This window comes from Streptomyces sp. NPDC044064 (assembly GCF_056434245.1).
Window position 1 is genome coordinate 351,375 of the sequence record NZ_JBWKFN010000003.1, and the last position, 18,109, is coordinate 369,483.

Consider the following 18,109-nt stretch of genomic DNA (forward strand, 5'->3'; position numbering starts at 1 on the left):
AGTGACCAGCACGCGTCTCGCCCTCGTCCTCACCGCCACCCTTCTCCTGGCCGCCACTCCGGCCCAGGCCGATGACACGGACCCGAGTCAGCCCCCGGTCACCGAACCCTCCGCCACCGCCCCCGTGAAGATCGACCCCACCGACCCCGACCTCAAGCTCCCCGAGGGCGCCACCCTCGCTCAGCCCAAGGTGCTGGACATCAAGTCGGTCGTGGAGGACCAGAGCGGGGACGAGCGGCGGGAGGACACCAACGCGGACGTGACGTTCGCCCTCCAGGCCGAGGTGCTGTTCGGCAAGGACAGCGCCAAGCTCGGCGGGGAGGCCAAGGCCCGGATCGCGACGATCGCCGAGGAGATCAGGAAGCAGAACGCGAGCCAGGTCCGCGTCTTCGGCTTCACCGACGACCTCGGCTCCTCGGCCCACGGCGACATCCTGTCCAAGCAGCGCGCCAACGCCGTGCAGGCGGTCCTGGACCAGGACCTGAACAGCCCCGGCATCACCTTCGACGTACGCGGCTACGGCGAGCAGTACCCGATCGCCGACAACTCGACGGAGGAGGGCCGGAAGAAGAACCGGCGGGTGGAGGTCTCGTTCCCGCGCACGCAGCAGTGAGCCGCCTACTCGCCCACCTCGTAGTCGAACCAGATCCGATGGGTGCCGTCCGCGTCGATCGCCATGCCGCCGGCCCCTCGGATCCCGGCCAGCGCCCCCGTCCCGCTCCCCGGCACGATCACGAAGAACTCGGACTCGCGGCCTTCCCCCAGGGTCGTCGCCGAGTGGGCGAAGTTGAAGGAACCGGCCGAGCCGTGGAGGGATCCCTCGAAGGACTCCATGGCGACATAGGTGCCGGTGGCCGTGGCCTGGTCGTACGCGGCGGTGAACAGCGTGGCCGACACCCCGCTGACCTCACCCTCGTACTGTTTCCGCATCGTGGCCACCCCGACGGGCACCGCCGTCCCGACCACCGGCCCGGCGACCTCGGCCGGGGTGAACTCCGCAACCTCGAACGTCCCAGATGCTCGCATGCCCGGATGCTATGCCGCCCCACTGACAACGGCCCCGGGCCGACGGCCGGCCGTCAGGGCGCGCCGTCCTCCGGCTCGACGCCGACCACCGCCCCCACCGTCAGCCCCCACCCGGTCATCGCCCCGGCCTCCGCCTCCAGCACATGCCGCGCCCGCAGCCTCGGCCTGCCGAGCCGGCCCGGCTTCATGGTGCGTACGGCGATGACCCGCAGCCGGCGATCGAGATAGGCGACGTCGATCGCCATCCGCATCCCGAAGGTGTGCACCCCGCCGGCCGGCGACAGCAGCATCACCCCGTCGACCGAGTCCCGGCCCAGCAGCCCCTTCGTCCGGGCGCGGTACGAGGCCGCGATCTCCAGGGGGAGCGGGAGAGGGGTTCCGTCCGTCCGCCGCACGACCAGCTTGCCCCGCCCGTCCCGCCAGCGCCGACCCATGCCCGGCCACCTCCGCCCTCTCCCGGTCGAGGCGACCGTACCCGTCACCACCCATCAGTGACCCGCCGCGCGTGTGATCGAGTTTGCGTGACCCCGGTCGATGGCTAGGAAAGCCCCATGACTGGAATTGGTGCCGTATTCCGACCCCAGCTTCCCCCCGAGCGGCTCCGCGCGGTGGCCCGGCTCGCGGACACCACGGGGCTCGAAGAACTCTGGTTGTGGGAGGACTGTTTCCGGGAGGGCGGGATCTCCACGGCCGCCGCCGCCCTCGCCTGGACCGAGCGGGTGCGGGTGGGTGTCGGGCTGATGCCCGTGCCGCTCAGGAACGTGGCCGTCACCGCCATGGAGGCCGCGTCACTGGAGCGCATGTTCCCGGGCCGGGCCGTCCTGACCGTGGGCCACGGTGTGCAGGACTGGATGGGGCAGGTCGGTGCGCGGGCCGCCTCGCCACTCACCCTGCTGGGGGAGCATCTCGACGCGCTGCGCGCCCTGTTGCGCGGGGAGCGGCTCAGCGTGAGCGGACGGTACGTCCGGCTGGACGACGTCGGCCTCGACTGGCCGCCTGAGCAGCCGGTCGACGTGCTGGCGGGCGCCACCGGAGTCCGTACGCTCCGCCTCTCCGGCGCCAGGGCCGACGGCACCCTGCTCACCGCCTCCACCTCGCCGGAGGGCGTACGGGAGGCACGGCGGATCATCGACGAGGGGCGCCGGGAGGCGGGGCGCACCGAGCCGCACCGGGTCGTCGTCTATCTGCTGGCCGCGACCGGGGCCGACGCCGCGGCCCGGCTGCGCGCCGAACTCGCAGCCGAGGGGCTGGAGTCGGTCCCCGACCTCGGGATCGCGGGGGACGCGGGTGCCGTGGCCAAGGCGGTGCAGCGGCTGGCCGAGGCCGGTGCCGACACCGTCGTCCTGCAGCCGACGGGGGACGAGCCCGACCCGGAGGGCTTCGTGCGCTTCGTCGCGGACGAGGTCCGGCCCCTGGTGCCGTAGGGGAGGCCGGGTGGGACGCGGGGCGTTGTCAGTGGCTGCTGCCACACTGCAGCGCATGACCGACGAACACGGCGATGTGCGTCTGCGGGACGTGACGGACGACGACCTCCACGTCTTCCACGACTACGAGCAGGACCCGGAAGCCGTCCGGCGGTCGAGGTTCGCCCCCCGGCCGCGGGACGCCTTCCTCAGGCACTGGCGGGAGCGCGTGCTCGGCGACCCCGACTGCCTGGTGCAGACGGTCACCGTCGACGGAGAGGCGGCCGGCAGTGTCGTCTCCTGGACGAAGGACGGGCAGCGGTACATCGGCTACTGGCTGGGGCGGCCGTACTGGGCCCGCGGTGTCGGCACCCGCGCCCTCGGCCTCTTCCTGGAGCTGGAGCCGGTACGGCCCCTGTACGCCGACCCGTTCTCCGGGAACACCGCCTCCGTCCGTCTGCTGGAGAAGCACGGCTTCGAACGCGCCGGCACGGTCCGGCACGGTGAGGACGAGCACGTTCTGCTGGTGCTCGGCGGCCCGGCTCCCGAGGATCGCGGGTGACGGCCCCGACGCCGGTCACGGGCGTCGGGGCACCCCCGGTTCCTAGTCCTCGGTGACCGGGCGGTGGTCGCCCGTCGCCCCGTCGATCAGCTCACGCAGGATGTCCATGTGCCCCGCGTGCCGGGCCGTCTCCTCGATCATGTGGACGAGGGTCCAGCGCAGCGAGACGGAGACGTCGCGCCAGGCGGGGCGGCCCGCAGCGTCCAGGGGCAGCTCGATGATCGTGCGGTCGGCGGCGGCGCGGGCGCGGCCGTAGAAGGCGACGATCTGCTCCGTCGTCTCGCCGGGGGCCACGCTCATGTCCTCGTCCTTGTACGGGTCGAACCACAGGGGTTCTCCCTCACGCCCGAACGTCTCCACGAGCCAGCCGTACTCCACCGAGGCCAGATGCTTGACCAGGCCGAGCAGGGTCGTCCCGGTCGGTGTCATCGACCGGCGCAGCTGTTCGTCGTCCAGTCCGGCCAGTTTCCAGAGCACGGCGTCCCGGTGCCGGTCCAGGCTCGCGTGCAGGATGTCCTTCTCACCGGCGGTGTGGCCGGTCGCAGAGGTCGTCATGTGCGCGGAAATTAGCAGGCCCGACGGACCACGCCCTGCGACCATGGCGTTCATGACAGAGAACCGCTCCTATGAACAGCTGGTCGTCGAGGGTGCTGCCGTGCCGACCGAGGGATGGGACTTCTCGTGGTTCGAGGGGCGGGCCACCGAGGCGCGGCCGTCCTGGGGGTACGCACGCTCGGCGGGGGAGCGGCTGGCCCTGGCCGAGGCGGCGCTGGACATCCAGACCGGGGGCGGTGAGGTGCTCGACTTCGCCCTGGGCGGCGCGGGGGAGGCAGGGCCGGTGCTGATCGCGGCCACGGAGGGCTGGCCGCCGAACGTCGCCAAGGCCACCGCTCTGCTGCGGCCGCGGGGTGTGGTGGTCGTCGCCGCACCGGACGACGCGCCGCTGCCGTTCGCCGACGCGGCCTTCGACCTGGTGCTCAGCCGGCACCCGGTGCGGCCGGACTGGGCGGAGATCGCCCGGGTGCTGCGGCCCGGCGGTACGTACTTCGCCCAGCATGTCGGGCCCAGCAGTGTGTTCGAGCTGGTCGAGTACTTCCTCGGGCGTCGGCCGGACGAGGTGCGCGGCGGCCGTGATCCCGAGCGGGAGCGCAAGGACACCCGGGCGGCGGGGCTGGAGGTCGTGGACCTGCGGGCGGAGCGGCTGCGGATGGAGTTCCATGACATCGCGGCCGTCGTGCACTTCCTGCGCAAGGTCGTCTGGATGGTCCCCGGCTTCACCGTCGAGGCGTACGAGCCCCAATTGCGCTCCCTGCACGAGCGGATCGAGAAGGAGGGGCCGTTCGTGGCGCACAGCTCCCGCCATCTCTTCGATGTCCGGAAGCCGACCCTCTGATGAACCGGATGAAACGGGGCATTTCTCTGCCCAGTTCACCCGCAGTTCTCTCGCGGTTCCCACATCGTTATCGGCGGCGGTTCACATCCGTCCCACCCGTCACGTAAGTTCAGACCAAGGTAATTCGCGTGAGCAAAGCTGCGCGGGCGGCACCGCGCAGTGGAGGGGGCTGTGCGGTGCCGCGATGCCGGGCCGGACGCGTACCGGAACCGTCAAGTCACCGTTCGCTGCCCGGGTAGCCCATCGGAGGGACCCTCGGACAACTCGCCGAACCATCCCCAAGGCGCCCCAAAACCTCTCGATCTCTCCATATGAGCCCCGATCGCCTGGGATTCCGCTGTGAATCGGCCATGAAATGCCCCGGAATCCATCCTTCCGCGTGCATCGGGGCGTCGTCGGATGATTCCGGAGAGTAGTTGTATCGCGCCGATGCACCCACCATCCCTTACGAAGGGTTATGGTGGAAACCCCCCCTCGGGCCGGTCCGTCTCCCCCCCACGGACCGGCCCGTTTTTTCATGGGGCGCTCCCGGAACTTCGGAACGAGGGACGGGCGTCCCCGCCCAGGGGTGAGGGGCCTGCCGGTGTACGGCTCCGCCGCCTGCGCGCGACGAGCCCCCACCGGGCCGCACGAACCCCGCGAACCACGCCCTCGAACCCCCAAACCCCGAGCCCGAACCAAGCCGAAAGCAAGGGGTACGCTCAGAACCCGCCCAACCCCCGGAGGGTCCCGTGAACGTGCGCGACACGCTGCGCAGCCTGCTCGTCAGGCTCTACGCACGCCGGGTGGAAGGCCACCTGGACCACGACCAGGTGCCCAAGCACATCGGTGTGATCATGGACGGCAACCGCCGCTGGGCGAAGGCCGCCGGCTCCACCACGGTGCACGGCCACCGCGCCGGCGCCGAGAAGATCGAGGAGTTCCTCGGCTGGTGCACCGAGACCGACGTCGAGGTCGTCACCCTGTGGCTGCTGTCCACGGACAACTTCGACCGCCCGCAGGACGAGCTGGGTCCCCTGCTCGGCATCATCGAGGACGTCGTCCGCACCCTCGCCGCCGACGGCCGCTGGCGGGTGCACCACGTAGGCACCCGCGACCTGCTGCCGTCCGGGATGCAGCGCACCCTCAAGGAGGCCGAGGAGAACACCGCCCACGTCGACGGGATAGTGGTCAACGTCGCCATCGGCTACGGCGGCCGCCAGGAGATCGCCGACGCCGTGCGCTCCATGCTCCTCGACGCCCGGGACAAGGGCGTGTCGATGGACGACCTCGCCGAGTCCGTCGACATCGACATGATCGGCCGTCATCTCTACACCGGAGCCCAGCCCGACCCGGACCTGGTGATCCGCACCAGCGGCGAGCAGCGGCTGTCCGGATTCATGCTGTGGCAGACCGCGCATTCCGAGTACTACTTCTGCGAAGTCTTCTGGCCCGCCTTCCGCAAGGTCGACTTCCTGCGCGCGCTGCGCGACTACGCGGCACGTCACCGCCGTTACGGCGGCTGAGCCGACTCGAACACCCTGCCCGTCAGCACTGGGGCGGAGTGTTCGGTTCACCCCGGTTGGGGCGCAAGTAACAAGGAGTTCACCGGCGCGCTGTTGGCCGCTTTTGCATGGCGGTGCATGTTCGAGGGCATAAGCCAAGCAGGTCGACGCCCGAACCACGGGCGTCGGATCTCAGCGGGCGGCACGGGGCCGTCCGCCCGGGAGGCCCTTTGCACCAGCCCGACCGTGCGGTCACTGCGCGGAAGCAGCCGCGGAGGTCCGGTGTCCGGCCCGCCGTTCGCGGGGGCCAGGGACCGGTCGCAATGCTCCTTCCCTCCCGGCCCGGCTTCCACTTCGTCGCTCCCCGACCTCATCCGAGGGGGTACGTCCTTCCGTGGTGACCAGCACAAAGCGCCACAAGTCAGACCGGCGCACGTATGTTCTCGACACCAGCGTCCTGCTGGCCGACCCGAACGCCCTGACCCGCTTCGACGAGCACGAGGTCGTGCTCCCCATCGTCGTGGTCACGGAGCTGGAGGCCAAGAGGCACCATCCCGAGCTCGGGTACTTCGCCCGTCAGGCCCTCCGCCTGCTGGACGACTACCGGGTCAAGCATGGTCGCCTCGACGCCCCCATCCCGATCGGGGAGCTGGGCGGAACGATCCGTGTCGAGCTCAACCACTCGGACCCCAGCGTGCTGCCCACCGGCTACCGCCTGGGGGACAACGACTCCCGCATCCTCGCGGTGGCCCGGAACCTGCAGGCCGAGGGGTACGACGTCACCGTCGTGTCGAAGGACCTGCCGCTCAGGATCAAGGCCTCCTCCGTCGGTCTGCTGGCCGAGGAGTACCGCGCCGAGCTCGCCATCACGGAGAACTCCGGCTGGACCGGTATGTCCGAACTGACGCTCTCCGGCGAGCAGGTGGACATCCTCTTCGAGGAGGGGCACGTGTACGTCCCGGAGGTCTCCGACCTCCCCGTGCACACCGGCCTGACCATCCAGTCCGAGCGCGGCAAGGCGCTCGGCCGGATCTCCGCCGAGGGCAACGTCCGTCTGGTGCGCGGCGACCGGGAGGCGTTCGGCATCAAGGGCCGCAGCGCCGAGCAGCGCATCGCGCTCGACCTGCTGCTCGACCCGGACGTCGGCATCGTCTCGATGGGCGGCCGGGCCGGCACGGGCAAGTCGGCGCTCGCGCTGTGCGCGGGTCTGGAGGCGGTCCTGGAGCGCCGTCAGCACCAGAAGGTGATGGTCTTCCGGCCGCTGTACGCGGTGGGCGGGCAGGAGCTGGGCTATCTGCCGGGCAGCGAGGCGGAGAAGATGAGCCCGTGGGCGCAGGCCGTCTTCGACACGCTCTCCGCGGTCACCAGCCGCGACGTCATCGAGGAGGTCACCGCGCGCGGGATGCTGGAGGTCCTGCCCCTGACCCACATCCGGGGCCGCTCCCTGCATGACGCGTTCGTGATCGTCGACGAGGCGCAGTCGCTGGAACGCAACGTCCTGCTGACCGTTCTGTCCCGAATCGGCGCTAATTCGCGGGTCGTTCTGACCCACGACGTGGCACAGCGGGACAATCTGCGCGTAGGCCGCTACGACGGTGTGGTCGCCGTCGTGGAGAAGCTGAAGGGACATCCCCTCTTCGCGCACGTCACGCTCACGCGTTCCGAGAGGTCCCAGATTGCGGCGCTTGTGACCGAAATGCTGGAGGACGGTCATATCTGATGTACATCTGATGTGCGTCTGACGTACATCTGACTTGCGCCCGACACCCGTTGGCGCCGTCCGGCAAAGGCGAAGAGCCTAGCCGGGCGGCGCCTTCGCGTGTGGGGGTTTCCTGAAATCCCTAGGGGCAAACGAGGTGTGAGCTTTCACACGCAACTCGGAATTGCCACCCGGTGTGGGGTTACGGCAGAGTCTCACTCCTGTCAGGCCCCGCATACGACACACCTGTACCCCCAGCGGTACGGCACCACAGAAGCACCACTTCAACTCCATAGAGTCGTCGTATGCCGCCCGAGCATCACGTGGCACTCCTTTCGCGGGAGTTGCCCACCGGGCCCGCGCCTCCCGTGACCCCGCAGTTGGGAGGCCAGTGCCAAGGGGCACGATTGCGTCCGCCAGGGTCACCGAAGCGGGCGATGCTGGAAGGAAACCGTGTGAGCCGGATTTCGGTCCGGGGATTCGCAGTGGCATCGGCCACCGCGGTCACCGCCGTCGGAAGCGTTGTCGGCGTTGCCTCGGGCAGCACCGCGCAGCCCAACGACGCAGAGGCGACGGCAGCCGACACCACGCTCCTCGCGGACATACCCGCGGGTCAGCAGGCCCAGGTGCAGACCGCGTCCCTGACGCAGCAGGCCGACTCGCAGGCCATCGCCGCGGACGCGAGCGCCAAGAAGGACGCCGAGGCCGCCGCCCGCAAGGCCGCCGCCGAGACCGCGGTCGCCAAGAAGGCTGCCGCCGAGAAGGCGGAGAAGGAAGCCAAGGCCCGCGCGGAGGCGAAGAAGGCGACCACCCGGTCGACCCGCGACTCCTCCAGCTTCCCCGTCCAGAGCAACTACACCGTCGCGCAGATCCAGGCGATGGCGCGTCAGATGGTCGCGAGCGGCCAGTTCCAGTGCTTCAGCAACATCGTGGACCACGAGTCCAGCTGGAACTACCACGCGACCAACGCCTCCTCCGGTGCCTACGGTCTCTTCCAGGCCCTGCCCGCCGGCAAGTACGCGTCCGCCGGTGCCGACTGGCAGACGAACCCGGCCACCCAGATCAAGTGGGGCCTCAACTACATGAACAGCCGGTACGGCAGCCCCTGTGAGGCCTGGTCGTTCTGGCAGGCCAACCACTGGTACTAGGCCACCCGGTTCTCGCTCAACCCTGCGCAGCCCCTCCCCGTCCTAGGGGGAGGGGCTTTCGCCCTGTACGGTCGTACTCGATCGACTCCAGGGGGGAGTGGTGGCGGACACCCGGGGACGCGGGGGAAGAGGACGGATCATGTCGCGAGTGCCAGGGTGGCTCGGCCGGCTCGGTGCCGGGCTGACCGAGATGAGCGAGCGGCTGGACGAGCGCCGCGCCGAGGTGGAGAAGGACACCGTCCCCGAACCCGCACGCGCCGAGCGGCCCGCCGACCCGGTGGTGCCGGCGCCCCGGCCCCCCGTCCCGTCCGGCCCCCGCCCCGACCCCGCCGAGGCGGTGCCCTGGGGTGTGCGCGTCGCGGCCGAGGCCGGCTGGCGGCTGCTGGTCCTCGCCGGCACGGTGTGGGTCCTCATGCGGGTCATCAGCGCCGTACAACTGGTGGTCTTCGCCTTCGTCATCGCCCTGCTGATCACCGCCCTGCTCCAGCCGACGGTTGCCCGGCTCAGGCGCCGCGGGGTGCCGCGCGGTCCGGCCACCGCGATGACCGCCATCCTCGGCTTCGTCATCATGGGCCTGATGGGCTGGTTCGTGACCTGGCAGGTCATGGAGAACATCGACACGCTCTCCACCCAGATCCAGAGCGGCATCGACGATCTGCGCAACTGGCTGCTGAAGAGCCCGTTCCACGTCACCGACAAGCAGATCAACCAGATCGCCAAGAACCTCCGCGAGGCGATCGGCGCCAACGCCGACCAGATCACCTCGGCCGGCCTGGAGGGCGTCCAGGTCATCGTCGAGGCCCTGACCGGCATCCTGCTGGTGTTCTTCTCGACGCTGTTCCTGCTCTACGACGGCGAGCGCATCTGGCAGTGGTTCCTCAAGCTGGTGCCCGCCGCCGCCCGCCCGGGCGTGGCCGGTGCCGGCCCGCGTGCCTGGCGCACCCTCACGGCCTACGTCCGCGGCACGGTCCTGGTCGCCCTCATCGACGCCATCTTCATCGGCATCGGCATCTACTTCCTGAACGTGCCGATGGCGGTCCCGCTGGCCGTCTTCATCTTCCTGTTCTCGTTCATCCCGCTCGTGGGCGCGGTCGCCTCCGGCGCGCTGGCGGTGATCGTGGCGCTGGTGACGCAGGGCGTCTTCGCGGCCGTCATGACCCTCGCCGTGGTCCTCGCCGTCCAGCAGATCGAGGGCCACGTCCTGCAGCCGTTCATCCTGGGCCGCGCGGTCCGTGTCCACCCGCTCGCGGTGGTCCTCACGGTGGCGACCGGCGGCATGGTGGCGGGCATCGGCGGTGCGGTGGTGGCCGTACCGCTGGTCGCGGTGACGAACACGGTGGTGGGTTATCTGCGGCAGTACTCGCAGGAGGCTCAGCTTCAGTCAGCACGTCCGGCGTTCGAGGACGAGGCCGTTCGGGCCGACGTGGGGTCTGGGGGCACAGCCCCCGGGGACGCCCTGGGAAACACCGAGGGCCTCGCCCACAAGGAGTGAGCGAGGCCCCGGCACGACGGCCTACTCAGCGAGCAGCGCCTCCGCGTCCAGCGTGACACCGACCGCCTGGATCACAGAGGCGATCTTGAACGCCTCCTGGACGACCTCACGGTCGACCCCGGCCTTGCGCAGCACCTGCTCGTGCGAGTCCAGGCACAGCCCGCAGCCGTTGATCGCGGAGACCGCGAACGACCACAGCTCGAAGTCGACCTTCTCCACGCCCGGGTTGCCGATGACGTTCATCCGCAGGCCCGCGCGCAGCGTGCCGTACTCGTGGTCGGACAGCAGGTGACGCGTCCGGTAGAAGACGTTGTTCATCGCCATGATCGCGGCCGCGGACTTGGCCGCGGTGTACGCCTCCGGCGTGAGGTTCGCCTTCGCCTCGGGCTCCAGCTCACGCAGGACGATGGGGGAACGGGAGGCGATGGCGGTCGCCAGCACCGTGCCCCACAGCTGCTGTGCGGGCAGGTCGGAGTTGCCGATGACCGAGCCCAGGTTGAGCTTCAGGTCCTTGGCGTAGTCCGGGACGCGGGACTTCAGCGAGTCGAGCGACATGGGTCACTCACCGGCCAGCAGCGCGACCGGGTCCAGGGTCTCGTCGCCCTTGCTCCAGTTGCAGGGGCACAGCTCGTCGGTCTGCAGGGCGTCCAGGACCCGCAGGACCTCCTTGGGGTTACGGCCGACGGAGCCGGCGGTCACCATGGAGAACTGGATCTCGTTGTTCTGGTCGACGATGAAGACGGCACGCTTGGCGAAGCCGTCCTCGCCCTCGATGCCGAGGTCGCGCATCAGCTCGTGCTTGGAGTCGGCCATCATCGGGAACGGCAGGTCGCGCAGGTCGTCGTGGTCCTTGCGCCAGGCGTGGTGGACGAACTCGGAGTCACCGGAGAAGCCGAGGACCTGGGCGTCACGGTCGGCGAACTCGTCGTTCAGCTTGCCGAACGCGGCGATCTCGGTCGGGCACACGAAGGTGAAGTCCTTGGGCCAGGCGAAAACGATCTTCCACTTGCCCTCGTAGGTCTTGTGGTTGATCGTGTCGAACTCCTTGCCCTTCTCCAGCGAGACGCAGGCGGTCAGTTCGAACTCGGGGAACTTGTCACCGACAGTGAGCACTAGCTCTCCTTGCAGCGAAGAAAAGCCCCTTTTGAGGGCGTTTTCTCGTATGGGTTGGACGCCGTCGATGGTGGCACAGGGTGCATTGATTAGTGAAATAGCTACACTCGGTCTTGTTGATCGGAGGTGGCTATCAGTGACCATCAGTAACGGCAAACGGAGGCAGCCGAGCCTCGCACAGCTGCGTGCCTTCGCCGCCGTGGCCGAGCATCTGCACTTCCGGGACGCGGCGGCCGCCATCGGGATGAGCCAGCCCGCCCTGTCCGGCGCGGTCTCGGCGCTGGAGGAGACCCTGGGCGTGACCCTCCTCGAGCGTACGACCCGCAAGGTGCTGCTCTCGCCCGCCGGTGAGCGGCTGGCCGTACGGGCGAAGGCGGTGCTGGACGAGGTCGGGGCACTGCTGGAGGAGGCCGAAGCGGTCCGGGCCCCGTTCACCGGGGTGCTGCGGCTCGGGGTGATCCCGACCGTCGCGCCGTACCTGCTGCCCACCGTGCTGCGGCTGGTGCACGAGCGGTACCCGCAGCTCGACCTCCAGGTGCACGAGGAGCAGACCGCGAACCTCATCGACGGCCTCAACACCGGCCGGCTCGACCTGCTGTTGCTGGCCGTCCCGCTCGGTGTGCCCGGGGTCGTGGAACTCCCGCTGTTCGACGAGGACTTCGTGCTCGTCACTCCGCTGGACCACTGGCTGGGCGGCCGCGAGGGAATTGCGCGCGAGGCCCTGAAGGAGCTCAACCTGCTGCTCCTGGACGAGGGGCACTGTCTGCGCGACCAGGCGCTGGACATCTGCCGGGAGGCGGGGCGGAAGGATGCGCCGGTCACCACCACGGCCGCCGGGCTCTCCACCCTGGTCCAGCTCGTGGCGGGCGGCCTCGGCTGCACGCTGCTTCCGCGCACCGCCCTCAAGGTGGAGACCACCCGCAGCAGCCGGCTGCTCACCGGCTCCTTCGCGGAGCCCGCCCCGAGCCGTCGTATCGCCCTCGCCATGCGCACCGGCGCGGCCCGCGGCGCGGAGTACGAGGAGCTGGCGACCGCCCTGCGCGAGGCCCTGGGGCCGCTGCCCGTCCGGGTGTGGGACGGCGGCGTCTGAGGGGCGGGCGCCCGCGCACCGGAATCGATCAAATGAGCCTCCGGTAAAGCGAGTTGGACGGCACCAACCGTCAACTTCCGCCAGCTCGGGGCAGGTCGGAAAGGCCTGACTGAAATATGCCTACGAACTGATACACATACCCCCTCAGTGCGACGCGTCACGCGTGTGTGCGAAGAGCCAAGGGGAGTGATGTCGGACGTTCGGGACGCCCTGGGCCGTGTCGGCTACGACCGGCTGGCGCACGCCCTCACGGCCTGCGGGCACGCACGGTTCACCGGAGAGCTGCGGGTGTCCGGCCGGCCCGGCGGCACCTTCCATCTGCGGGACGGACTCGTGGTGGCGGCCGAGAGTCCCGGTGCCCCCGGCCCGGAAGTGCTGCTGCTGCGCACCGACCGCATCGACGCCGAGCGGTGGGCCGAGCTGGTACGGGAGTCCGACGGAGCGCGCTGGCCGGCCGCGGCGCTGGTCGCCCGCGGCTACGCCGGAGCCGCTCAGCTCAGGGTGGTGTGCGTGATGGCGCTCCACGACGCCGCCTTCGCCGTCGTCGCGGGCCGGGTGGACGGCTGCGAACGCATCGTCGGCACCGAACCGCACGCCCCCGTCACCGTCGGCGAGACACCGGCCCGGCTGGTGCAGGACGCGGCCCGCAAACTGGCCGCCCTCGCCACCCTGCCGTACCCGGTGGGACCCGACCGGGAACGCCCGCTGCCCGCCGCACCGACGGGCCGCCCGCTGAGCGGGCTCCAACAGGATCTGCTCGCCCGCGCCGACGGCCGCCGCACCGCGCGTGACCTCGCCTTCTGCGTCGGCCGGGGTGTCTACACCGTCACGGTGGAGGTCGCGCGGATGCTCGCCGAGGGGTTTCTGGAGTGCGCCGGCGCGCCCGCGGAGATCCCCGTCCGGCTGCCCCCGCAGGTACGGGCCGTGCGGCACCGCGACCCACCGCCCGAGCCACCCCCCGTGCCCACCGTCCTGCCGCGCCGTGAGCCCGGCGCCAGTGGCATCACCGAAGCCCTCGCCCCGCCCCGGAACGGGACGAGCTGGAAAGGGTTCTTCCGGCTGCGGCACACAACCGCCGAGTAGAGGGGCGGACGGCCCGCCGCGACGGCCGGACCCGACCGAAGAACAAGGGAGTTCCACCAGATGAATCGTGAAGCGCTGGCGCTGGAGATGCGCGGGCTTCGGGAACAGGTGACAGGCATCACCGACACAGCCGTCGCGGCCGCCGACGGATTGCTCATCGCGGCCGACACCGCCGAGTCGATAGACCCGGAGGGCCTCGCGGCCCTCGCCGCGGCCGGCCTCGGCCTCGCCCGCCGTACCACCCAGGCCACCTCGCGCGGGGTGCTGCGGCAGACGGTGGCCTATGGCAGCCACGGATGTGCCGCGTTCTACGCCGTCGGCGACACGGCGTTGATGGTCGTGCTCGGTGACGAGGGACTCGACCTGGAGAGCCTGCACCGGGCGACCCGGCCGGCCCTCGACCGCATCGGCTCGATCCTGACCGAGAAGACCACCGAAGGAGTGTGAAGGGATGGCGACGAAGCGTATGACCCCGGGATTCTCCGACCAGGTGATGAGCCTGGTCAAGTCGCTCCGCTCGAACGCGCCGGACTGCGTGGCGGCCGGCGTGGTCGACATGTCCACCGGCATGCTGTTGTCGTACGAGACCGTGGACAACCACCCGCCCGAGGTCCTGGACCTGCTGGCCGGGGCCACCCTCGACCTGTTCCAGGGGCGCACGGTCGTGATGATCGAGGACATCTTCAAGGAGCGCCGCGGGACCACCGACGACACCCACTTCTTCCAGGAGATCCTCGTCAACAGCGACAACCTCACCCACCTGTTCGTCAGGATGAACGAGCAGCAGGACGTCGTCGCGGTAGTCGTCTGCCGTAAGTCGGTGAACGTCGGCATGCTGCTGGCCCAGGCGCGCAGGGTGGTGCGCGAACACAGCCTGTGAGGAACCGGACATGGGCCCCTCCCGGCGGGGAAGGGCCCATGCGGTGGGCCTGCTACTCGGTGCGCAGGCCGTCCGGGCGCATCAGCCGCCACAGCGGCGGCAGGCTGAGCAGGGTGACCACGAGGACGACCGTCGCGCCGATGCCGGTCATCGTCAGGACGCTCGCCCAGTCGACGCCCACCGTCGCGCCCACCATCTTCAGCAGCACCGCGCCCAGCGTCAGGCCCACGGCCGAGGCGAGCAGCAGGCCGAGCGCGATCGGGATCGTCGTCTGCCACAGCACCGACAGGCCCAGGGTGCGCCGCCGGGTGCCGAACGCGATCAGCGCCGACAGCAGCGTCCTGCGCTCGCGCAGCTGCTCAAGCTGGGACACCAGCAGGCTCGCGCCGATCAGCGCCAGCACGCAGGTGGCGCCGACGAGCAGGCCGGTCCTGATGGAGGTGAACTTCGTGGACTGCTCGGTGGAGGCCCACACGATCGTGTCCGCCAGCGGGTCGATCCGGGCCGCCGTGTTGCGGACGTACTCGTGCACGTCCGGCACCGACTCGTCGAGCGACAGGTACACCTGACCGCTGACCAGCCCGGTCATCCGGTGCGGCACGGCGGCCGGGGTCATCAGGAAGCCGCTGTCCGTGTTGTCGTTCGGGCCCTTGGTCGCGCGGACCTGCTGCAGGCCGCTCGGCACGGACCAGACGAAGTCCCGGCCCTTGTAGAAGCCGTTGCCCGTGTCGAAGTAGAGCTTGCGGCCCGGCTCGGCGAGCTTGGCCACTTCGGAGTCCATCCCCTTGTCCCCGCCCCGGGCCACGAAGACGTCCCCGTCGTGGCAGGAGGTCAGCCGCGCCACCTCGCGCAGCGCGGCGCAGTCGCCGACGGTCACGCTCGTCGAGGTGTTCGGCCCGTTCTCGCCGTTCCAGCTCCGGTCGCCCACCGAGAGACCGCCGAGCGCGGTGGCCTTGCGTACGCCCTTGGTGGCGGCGAACTTGTCGGTGGCCGAGAGGAAGGAGCTGCCCCGCGCCATCTGGACCTGCATCTGCGTCCGCTGGACGTTCTGGCCGGTGACCTTGGTGTAGTCGCCCGCGACGCCCGCGAACAGCATCTGCAGGGCGACCGCCCCGGCCACCGCGACCGCGATGCCGTTCACCATGCGGGCTGCCGAACCGCTGTTCAACTGCAGTCGCCGTACCGCCAGTTGCCAGGAGACGTTGCCCGCGCCGAGCCGGGCGACCACGGCCTCGACGACCCAGGGCAGCAGCGCGGTCACGCCGACGAGCAGCAGCAGGACGCCGCCGATGACCAGGTACTGGTTGAACTCGCCGTTCGACCGGCCCTGGCCGATCATCGGGGCGAGCATCGCGAGGCCGCCCAGCGGCAGCAGCAGCCGCCACCACAGCCGGCGCCGCGAGGGCTTGGCCGTGCGGACCACGCCCAGCGGCTCGATGACCACCCCGCGCATCGCGAACAGGGTGACCAGCACCGCCGCCGCCGGGACGATCACGGCGACCAGCAGGGCCAGCGCGGGCGACGGGTTGAGATAGCTGGGGAACACGCTGATGTCCAGGATCTCGACCGAACCCGCGAGATGGCGGCCCAGCAGGAAGAAGACGGTGCCGAAGACCAGCCCGACCATGGACCCCGCGAGCGCCTCGCCCGCGGCGATCCGCCGGGTCATCCGGCTGTCGGAGCCGACCAGCCGCAGCGCGGCCAGCCTGCGGTCGCGCCGCTCGCCGCCGAACCGTACGGCCGCGGCGATGAACACGGCGACCGGCATCAGCAGCACCACGAAGACGACCAGCACCAGCAGGATCAGCACCGGGTCCGTCTTGTCGGGCGGGCTCGGATGCGGATTCCCGAACGCGCTGATCCGGGCCGTCTGCCAGCCGTTGATGCGCGGTGCCAGGTTCTTCGCGCCGGCGTAGTAGGCGAGTTCGTGCGAGCCGATGAGCCCGGGCTCGCCGATGGTCCCGACCACCCGGTACGGCAGCCGGTCGCGCAGCAGCTTCCCGTCGGCGGAGTCGAGCAGCCGCTTCAGCGCCGGGGAGACGACCATGTCGCCCGGCGCCGGGTACTTGGCCAGGCCCGGTGCGAGCGGCGCCCGCGGCCCCTCGGGCTCCACCAGACGGCCGCGGATGTCGGAGCCGCGGTAGTTCGAGTTGGCGTCCGAGATCACCAGGGTGTCGGCGGCCTTCGGCCTGTGCTTCTGGTCGTAGGTGTAGTCCAGGCGGGCCTCGTCGCGCTCGTGCCGTACCGCCAGGGCGTTCGGTACGGCGGTCGTCAGCAGCAGCAGCGCGACGCCGAGCCCGACACCGACCGCCGTCAGCAGCACCCGGACCCAGCCCTCGCGTCCGCCGGCGAAGGCGAACCGGCCCCCCATGGCCAGATCCCTGGACCACTTGGAATAGAAGGGGGCGGCGCGAAGCGCCTCGGGCAGGGCGGTGGTGGGAGACGGGCGGGTGTTCATACAGCTCGCTCCATGTCCCGGGACTTCCCGTCGCGTACGACGATCTCGCGGTCGGAGTAGGCGGCCACCCGCGCCTCGTGCGTGACCAGCACCACGGCCGCGTTGGTCGAACGGGCCGCCTCGGTCAGCAGCTCCATCACGCGCTCTCCGTTGAGGGAGTCCAGCGCGCCGGTCGGCTCGTCGGCGAACAGCACCCGGGGGCCGGTGACCAGCGCCCGCGCCACCGCGACGCGCTGTCCCTGGCCGCCGGAGACCTCACCGGGCCGCTTGTCCTTGAGGTTGTCGACCTCGAGGCGCTCCATCCAGCCCAGCGCTGCTTTCTCGGCCGCCTTGCGCGGGGTTCCGTTCAGCCGCAGCGGAAGCGCCACGTTCTCCACGCAGGTCAGCTCCGGTACGAGCTGCCCGAACTGGAAGACGAAGCCGAACTCGGACCGCCGCAGCGCGCTGCGCTGGGCGTCGCTCATCGTCGCGAGTTCCTGCCCGTTGTACATGATCGAGCCCGAGTCCGGCGGCACGATCCCCGCGAGGCAGTGCAGCAGCGTCGACTTGCCGGACCCGGAGGGGCCCATGATGGCGACGACCTCGCCGGGATGGATGGAGAACCCGGCGCCGTCGAGCGCGACGGTCGGCCCGTACGCCTTGCGCAGGTCCTGGGCTATGAGCAGGGAACCGGGAGGAGGAGTCACTTGGCCACCTCCGCACGGAGCCTGTCGAGGCGCGCTGCGGTCAGCTCCAGCCAGCGCAGGTCCGCCTCCAGGTGGAACAGCGCGTGGTCGCAGATCAGCTGGTCCGCGAGGTCGCCCTTGCGCTTGCGGTCGGTCAGGATCCGCATGCTGCGCAGGTGCTCGGAGCGCTGGGTGTCGAGGACGTCGGCCGCGTTGCGGTGGGTCAGCAGCGCCAGGACGACCTTGGTGTAGAGGGTCGACTGGAGGTACTCCTCCGGCTTCTCCGGGGTCGCGAGCCACCGCTCGACGTCCGTGACGCCGGCGTCGGTGATGGCGTACCGCTTGCGCTCGGGCCCGCCGCCCGCCTCGATCCCGTCGACCTCCACGAGGCCGTTCTTCAGCAGCCGGGACATCGTCGAATAGACCTGGCCGTAGTGCAGCGGCCGGTCCTGACCGAACTTCTCGTCGAAGGCACGCTTCAGGTCGTAGCCGTGCCGGGGGCCGGACTCCAGGAGCCCCAAAAGGGTGTGACCGATGGACATGGCAGCACTCTACACACCGTGTATACGCACCATGTATACGCGCAGTGTGTAGATCATGGCCGAGGGTGGGC

At 70.3% G+C, this 18,109-nt stretch carries 20 protein-coding genes; 12 read left to right on the forward strand and 8 right to left on the reverse strand.

The window, feature by feature from the left end:
- Position 1: 1 nt before the first annotated feature.
- Positions 2-613, forward strand: coding sequence for an OmpA family protein (locus AC07DS_RS07080; protein WP_479143382.1), 612 nt, complete (start codon positions 2-4; stop codon positions 611-613).
- 5 nt (positions 614-618) lie between these two features.
- On the opposite strand, the gene AC07DS_RS07085 is transcribed toward AC07DS_RS07080, so the two are convergent.
- Together AC07DS_RS07085 and AC07DS_RS07090 are read right to left on the reverse strand one after the other, a co-directional pair.
- On the reverse strand, positions 619-1,026 hold the full coding sequence (locus AC07DS_RS07085) for a DUF3224 domain-containing protein (RefSeq protein WP_479143383.1): 408 nt from the start codon (positions 1,024-1,026) through the stop codon (positions 619-621).
- 53 nt (positions 1,027-1,079) lie between these two features.
- The gene (locus tag AC07DS_RS07090; RefSeq protein ID WP_479143385.1) at positions 1,080-1,460 is read right to left on the reverse strand and encodes a DUF192 domain-containing protein; all 381 of its coding nucleotides are present in this window, start codon (positions 1,458-1,460) and stop codon (positions 1,080-1,082) included.
- Positions 1,461-1,577: 117 nt separating this feature from the next.
- On the opposite strand from AC07DS_RS07090, the gene AC07DS_RS07095 reads away from it, so the two are divergent.
- On the forward strand, positions 1,578-2,450 hold the full coding sequence (locus AC07DS_RS07095) for an LLM class flavin-dependent oxidoreductase (RefSeq protein WP_479143387.1): 873 nt from the start codon (positions 1,578-1,580) through the stop codon (positions 2,448-2,450).
- Positions 2,451-2,505: 55 nt separating this feature from the next.
- Positions 2,506-2,991: a GNAT family N-acetyltransferase gene (locus tag AC07DS_RS07100; RefSeq protein WP_479143389.1), complete on the forward strand. Its 486-nt coding sequence runs from the start codon at positions 2,506-2,508 to the stop codon at positions 2,989-2,991.
- Between the two features lie 42 nt (positions 2,992-3,033).
- Here the strand turns inward: AC07DS_RS07100 and AC07DS_RS07105 are convergent, their stop codons facing one another.
- Positions 3,034-3,546, reverse strand: coding sequence for a DinB family protein (locus tag AC07DS_RS07105; protein WP_479143391.1), 513 nt, complete (start codon positions 3,544-3,546; stop codon positions 3,034-3,036).
- 52 nt (positions 3,547-3,598) lie between these two features.
- Here AC07DS_RS07105 and AC07DS_RS07110 point away from each other — a divergent pair, with 52 nt between their 5' ends.
- From AC07DS_RS07110 to AC07DS_RS07130, 5 genes are all read left to right on the forward strand, one after another.
- Positions 3,599-4,384, forward strand: coding sequence for a methyltransferase domain-containing protein (locus tag AC07DS_RS07110; RefSeq protein ID WP_479143393.1), 786 nt, complete (start codon positions 3,599-3,601; stop codon positions 4,382-4,384).
- A 731-nt stretch (positions 4,385-5,115) separates the two neighbouring features.
- Positions 5,116-5,889: an isoprenyl transferase gene (locus tag AC07DS_RS07115; protein WP_479143395.1), complete on the forward strand. Its 774-nt coding sequence runs from the start codon at positions 5,116-5,118 to the stop codon at positions 5,887-5,889.
- Between the two features lie 373 nt (positions 5,890-6,262).
- A complete protein-coding gene (locus tag AC07DS_RS07120) occupies positions 6,263-7,588 on the forward strand; it encodes a PhoH family protein (RefSeq protein WP_145884360.1) in 1,326 nt (441 codons plus the stop codon).
- A gap of 434 nt (positions 7,589-8,022) precedes the next feature.
- Complete coding sequence (locus AC07DS_RS07125) at positions 8,023-8,715, forward strand: aggregation-promoting factor C-terminal-like domain-containing protein (protein WP_186581797.1); 693 nt, start codon at positions 8,023-8,025, stop codon at positions 8,713-8,715.
- A 139-nt stretch (positions 8,716-8,854) separates the two neighbouring features.
- Positions 8,855-10,207, forward strand: a complete 1,353-nt coding sequence (locus AC07DS_RS07130) for an AI-2E family transporter (protein WP_479143397.1) — start codon at positions 8,855-8,857, stop codon at positions 10,205-10,207.
- 21 nt (positions 10,208-10,228) lie between these two features.
- Here the strand turns inward: AC07DS_RS07130 and AC07DS_RS07135 are convergent, their stop codons facing one another.
- Positions 10,229-10,762, reverse strand: coding sequence for an alkyl hydroperoxide reductase (locus tag AC07DS_RS07135; protein WP_145884361.1), 534 nt, complete (start codon positions 10,760-10,762; stop codon positions 10,229-10,231).
- Positions 10,763-10,765: 3 nt separating this feature from the next.
- Positions 10,766-11,320, reverse strand: coding sequence for a peroxiredoxin (locus tag AC07DS_RS07140; protein ID WP_097252652.1), 555 nt, complete (start codon positions 11,318-11,320; stop codon positions 10,766-10,768).
- A 136-nt stretch (positions 11,321-11,456) separates the two neighbouring features.
- On the opposite strand from AC07DS_RS07140, the gene AC07DS_RS07145 reads away from it, so the two are divergent.
- The 4 genes from AC07DS_RS07145 (at position 11,457) to AC07DS_RS07160 (ending at position 14,373) form a co-directional block, all read left to right on the forward strand.
- Positions 11,457-12,410: a hydrogen peroxide-inducible genes activator gene (locus tag AC07DS_RS07145; protein ID WP_479143399.1), complete on the forward strand. Its 954-nt coding sequence runs from the start codon at positions 11,457-11,459 to the stop codon at positions 12,408-12,410.
- A gap of 189 nt (positions 12,411-12,599) precedes the next feature.
- Positions 12,600-13,493: a MarR family transcriptional regulator gene (locus tag AC07DS_RS07150; protein ID WP_479143401.1), complete on the forward strand. Its 894-nt coding sequence runs from the start codon at positions 12,600-12,602 to the stop codon at positions 13,491-13,493.
- A 60-nt stretch (positions 13,494-13,553) separates the two neighbouring features.
- Positions 13,554-13,940, forward strand: coding sequence for a roadblock/LC7 domain-containing protein (locus AC07DS_RS07155; RefSeq protein WP_186581798.1), 387 nt, complete (start codon positions 13,554-13,556; stop codon positions 13,938-13,940).
- A 4-nt stretch (positions 13,941-13,944) separates the two neighbouring features.
- Entirely contained in the window at positions 13,945-14,373 is a 429-nt protein-coding gene (locus tag AC07DS_RS07160) for a hypothetical protein (protein WP_479143403.1), read from the forward strand.
- Positions 14,374-14,425: 52 nt separating this feature from the next.
- On the opposite strand, the gene AC07DS_RS07165 is transcribed toward AC07DS_RS07160, so the two are convergent.
- From AC07DS_RS07165 to AC07DS_RS07175, 3 genes are all read right to left on the reverse strand, one after another.
- Positions 14,426-16,744, reverse strand: a complete 2,319-nt coding sequence (locus AC07DS_RS07165; protein ID WP_479143571.1) for an ABC transporter permease — start codon at positions 16,742-16,744, stop codon at positions 14,426-14,428.
- 83 nt (positions 16,745-16,827) lie between these two features.
- Positions 16,828-17,517, reverse strand: coding sequence for an ABC transporter ATP-binding protein (locus AC07DS_RS07170; protein WP_479143405.1), 690 nt, complete (start codon positions 17,515-17,517; stop codon positions 16,828-16,830).
- The gene (locus tag AC07DS_RS07175; protein ID WP_479143407.1) at positions 17,514-18,038 is read right to left on the reverse strand and encodes a PadR family transcriptional regulator; all 525 of its coding nucleotides are present in this window, start codon (positions 18,036-18,038) and stop codon (positions 17,514-17,516) included. The genes AC07DS_RS07170 and AC07DS_RS07175 overlap by 4 nt, the downstream gene beginning before the upstream one ends.
- Positions 18,039-18,109: the final 71 nt, after the last annotated feature.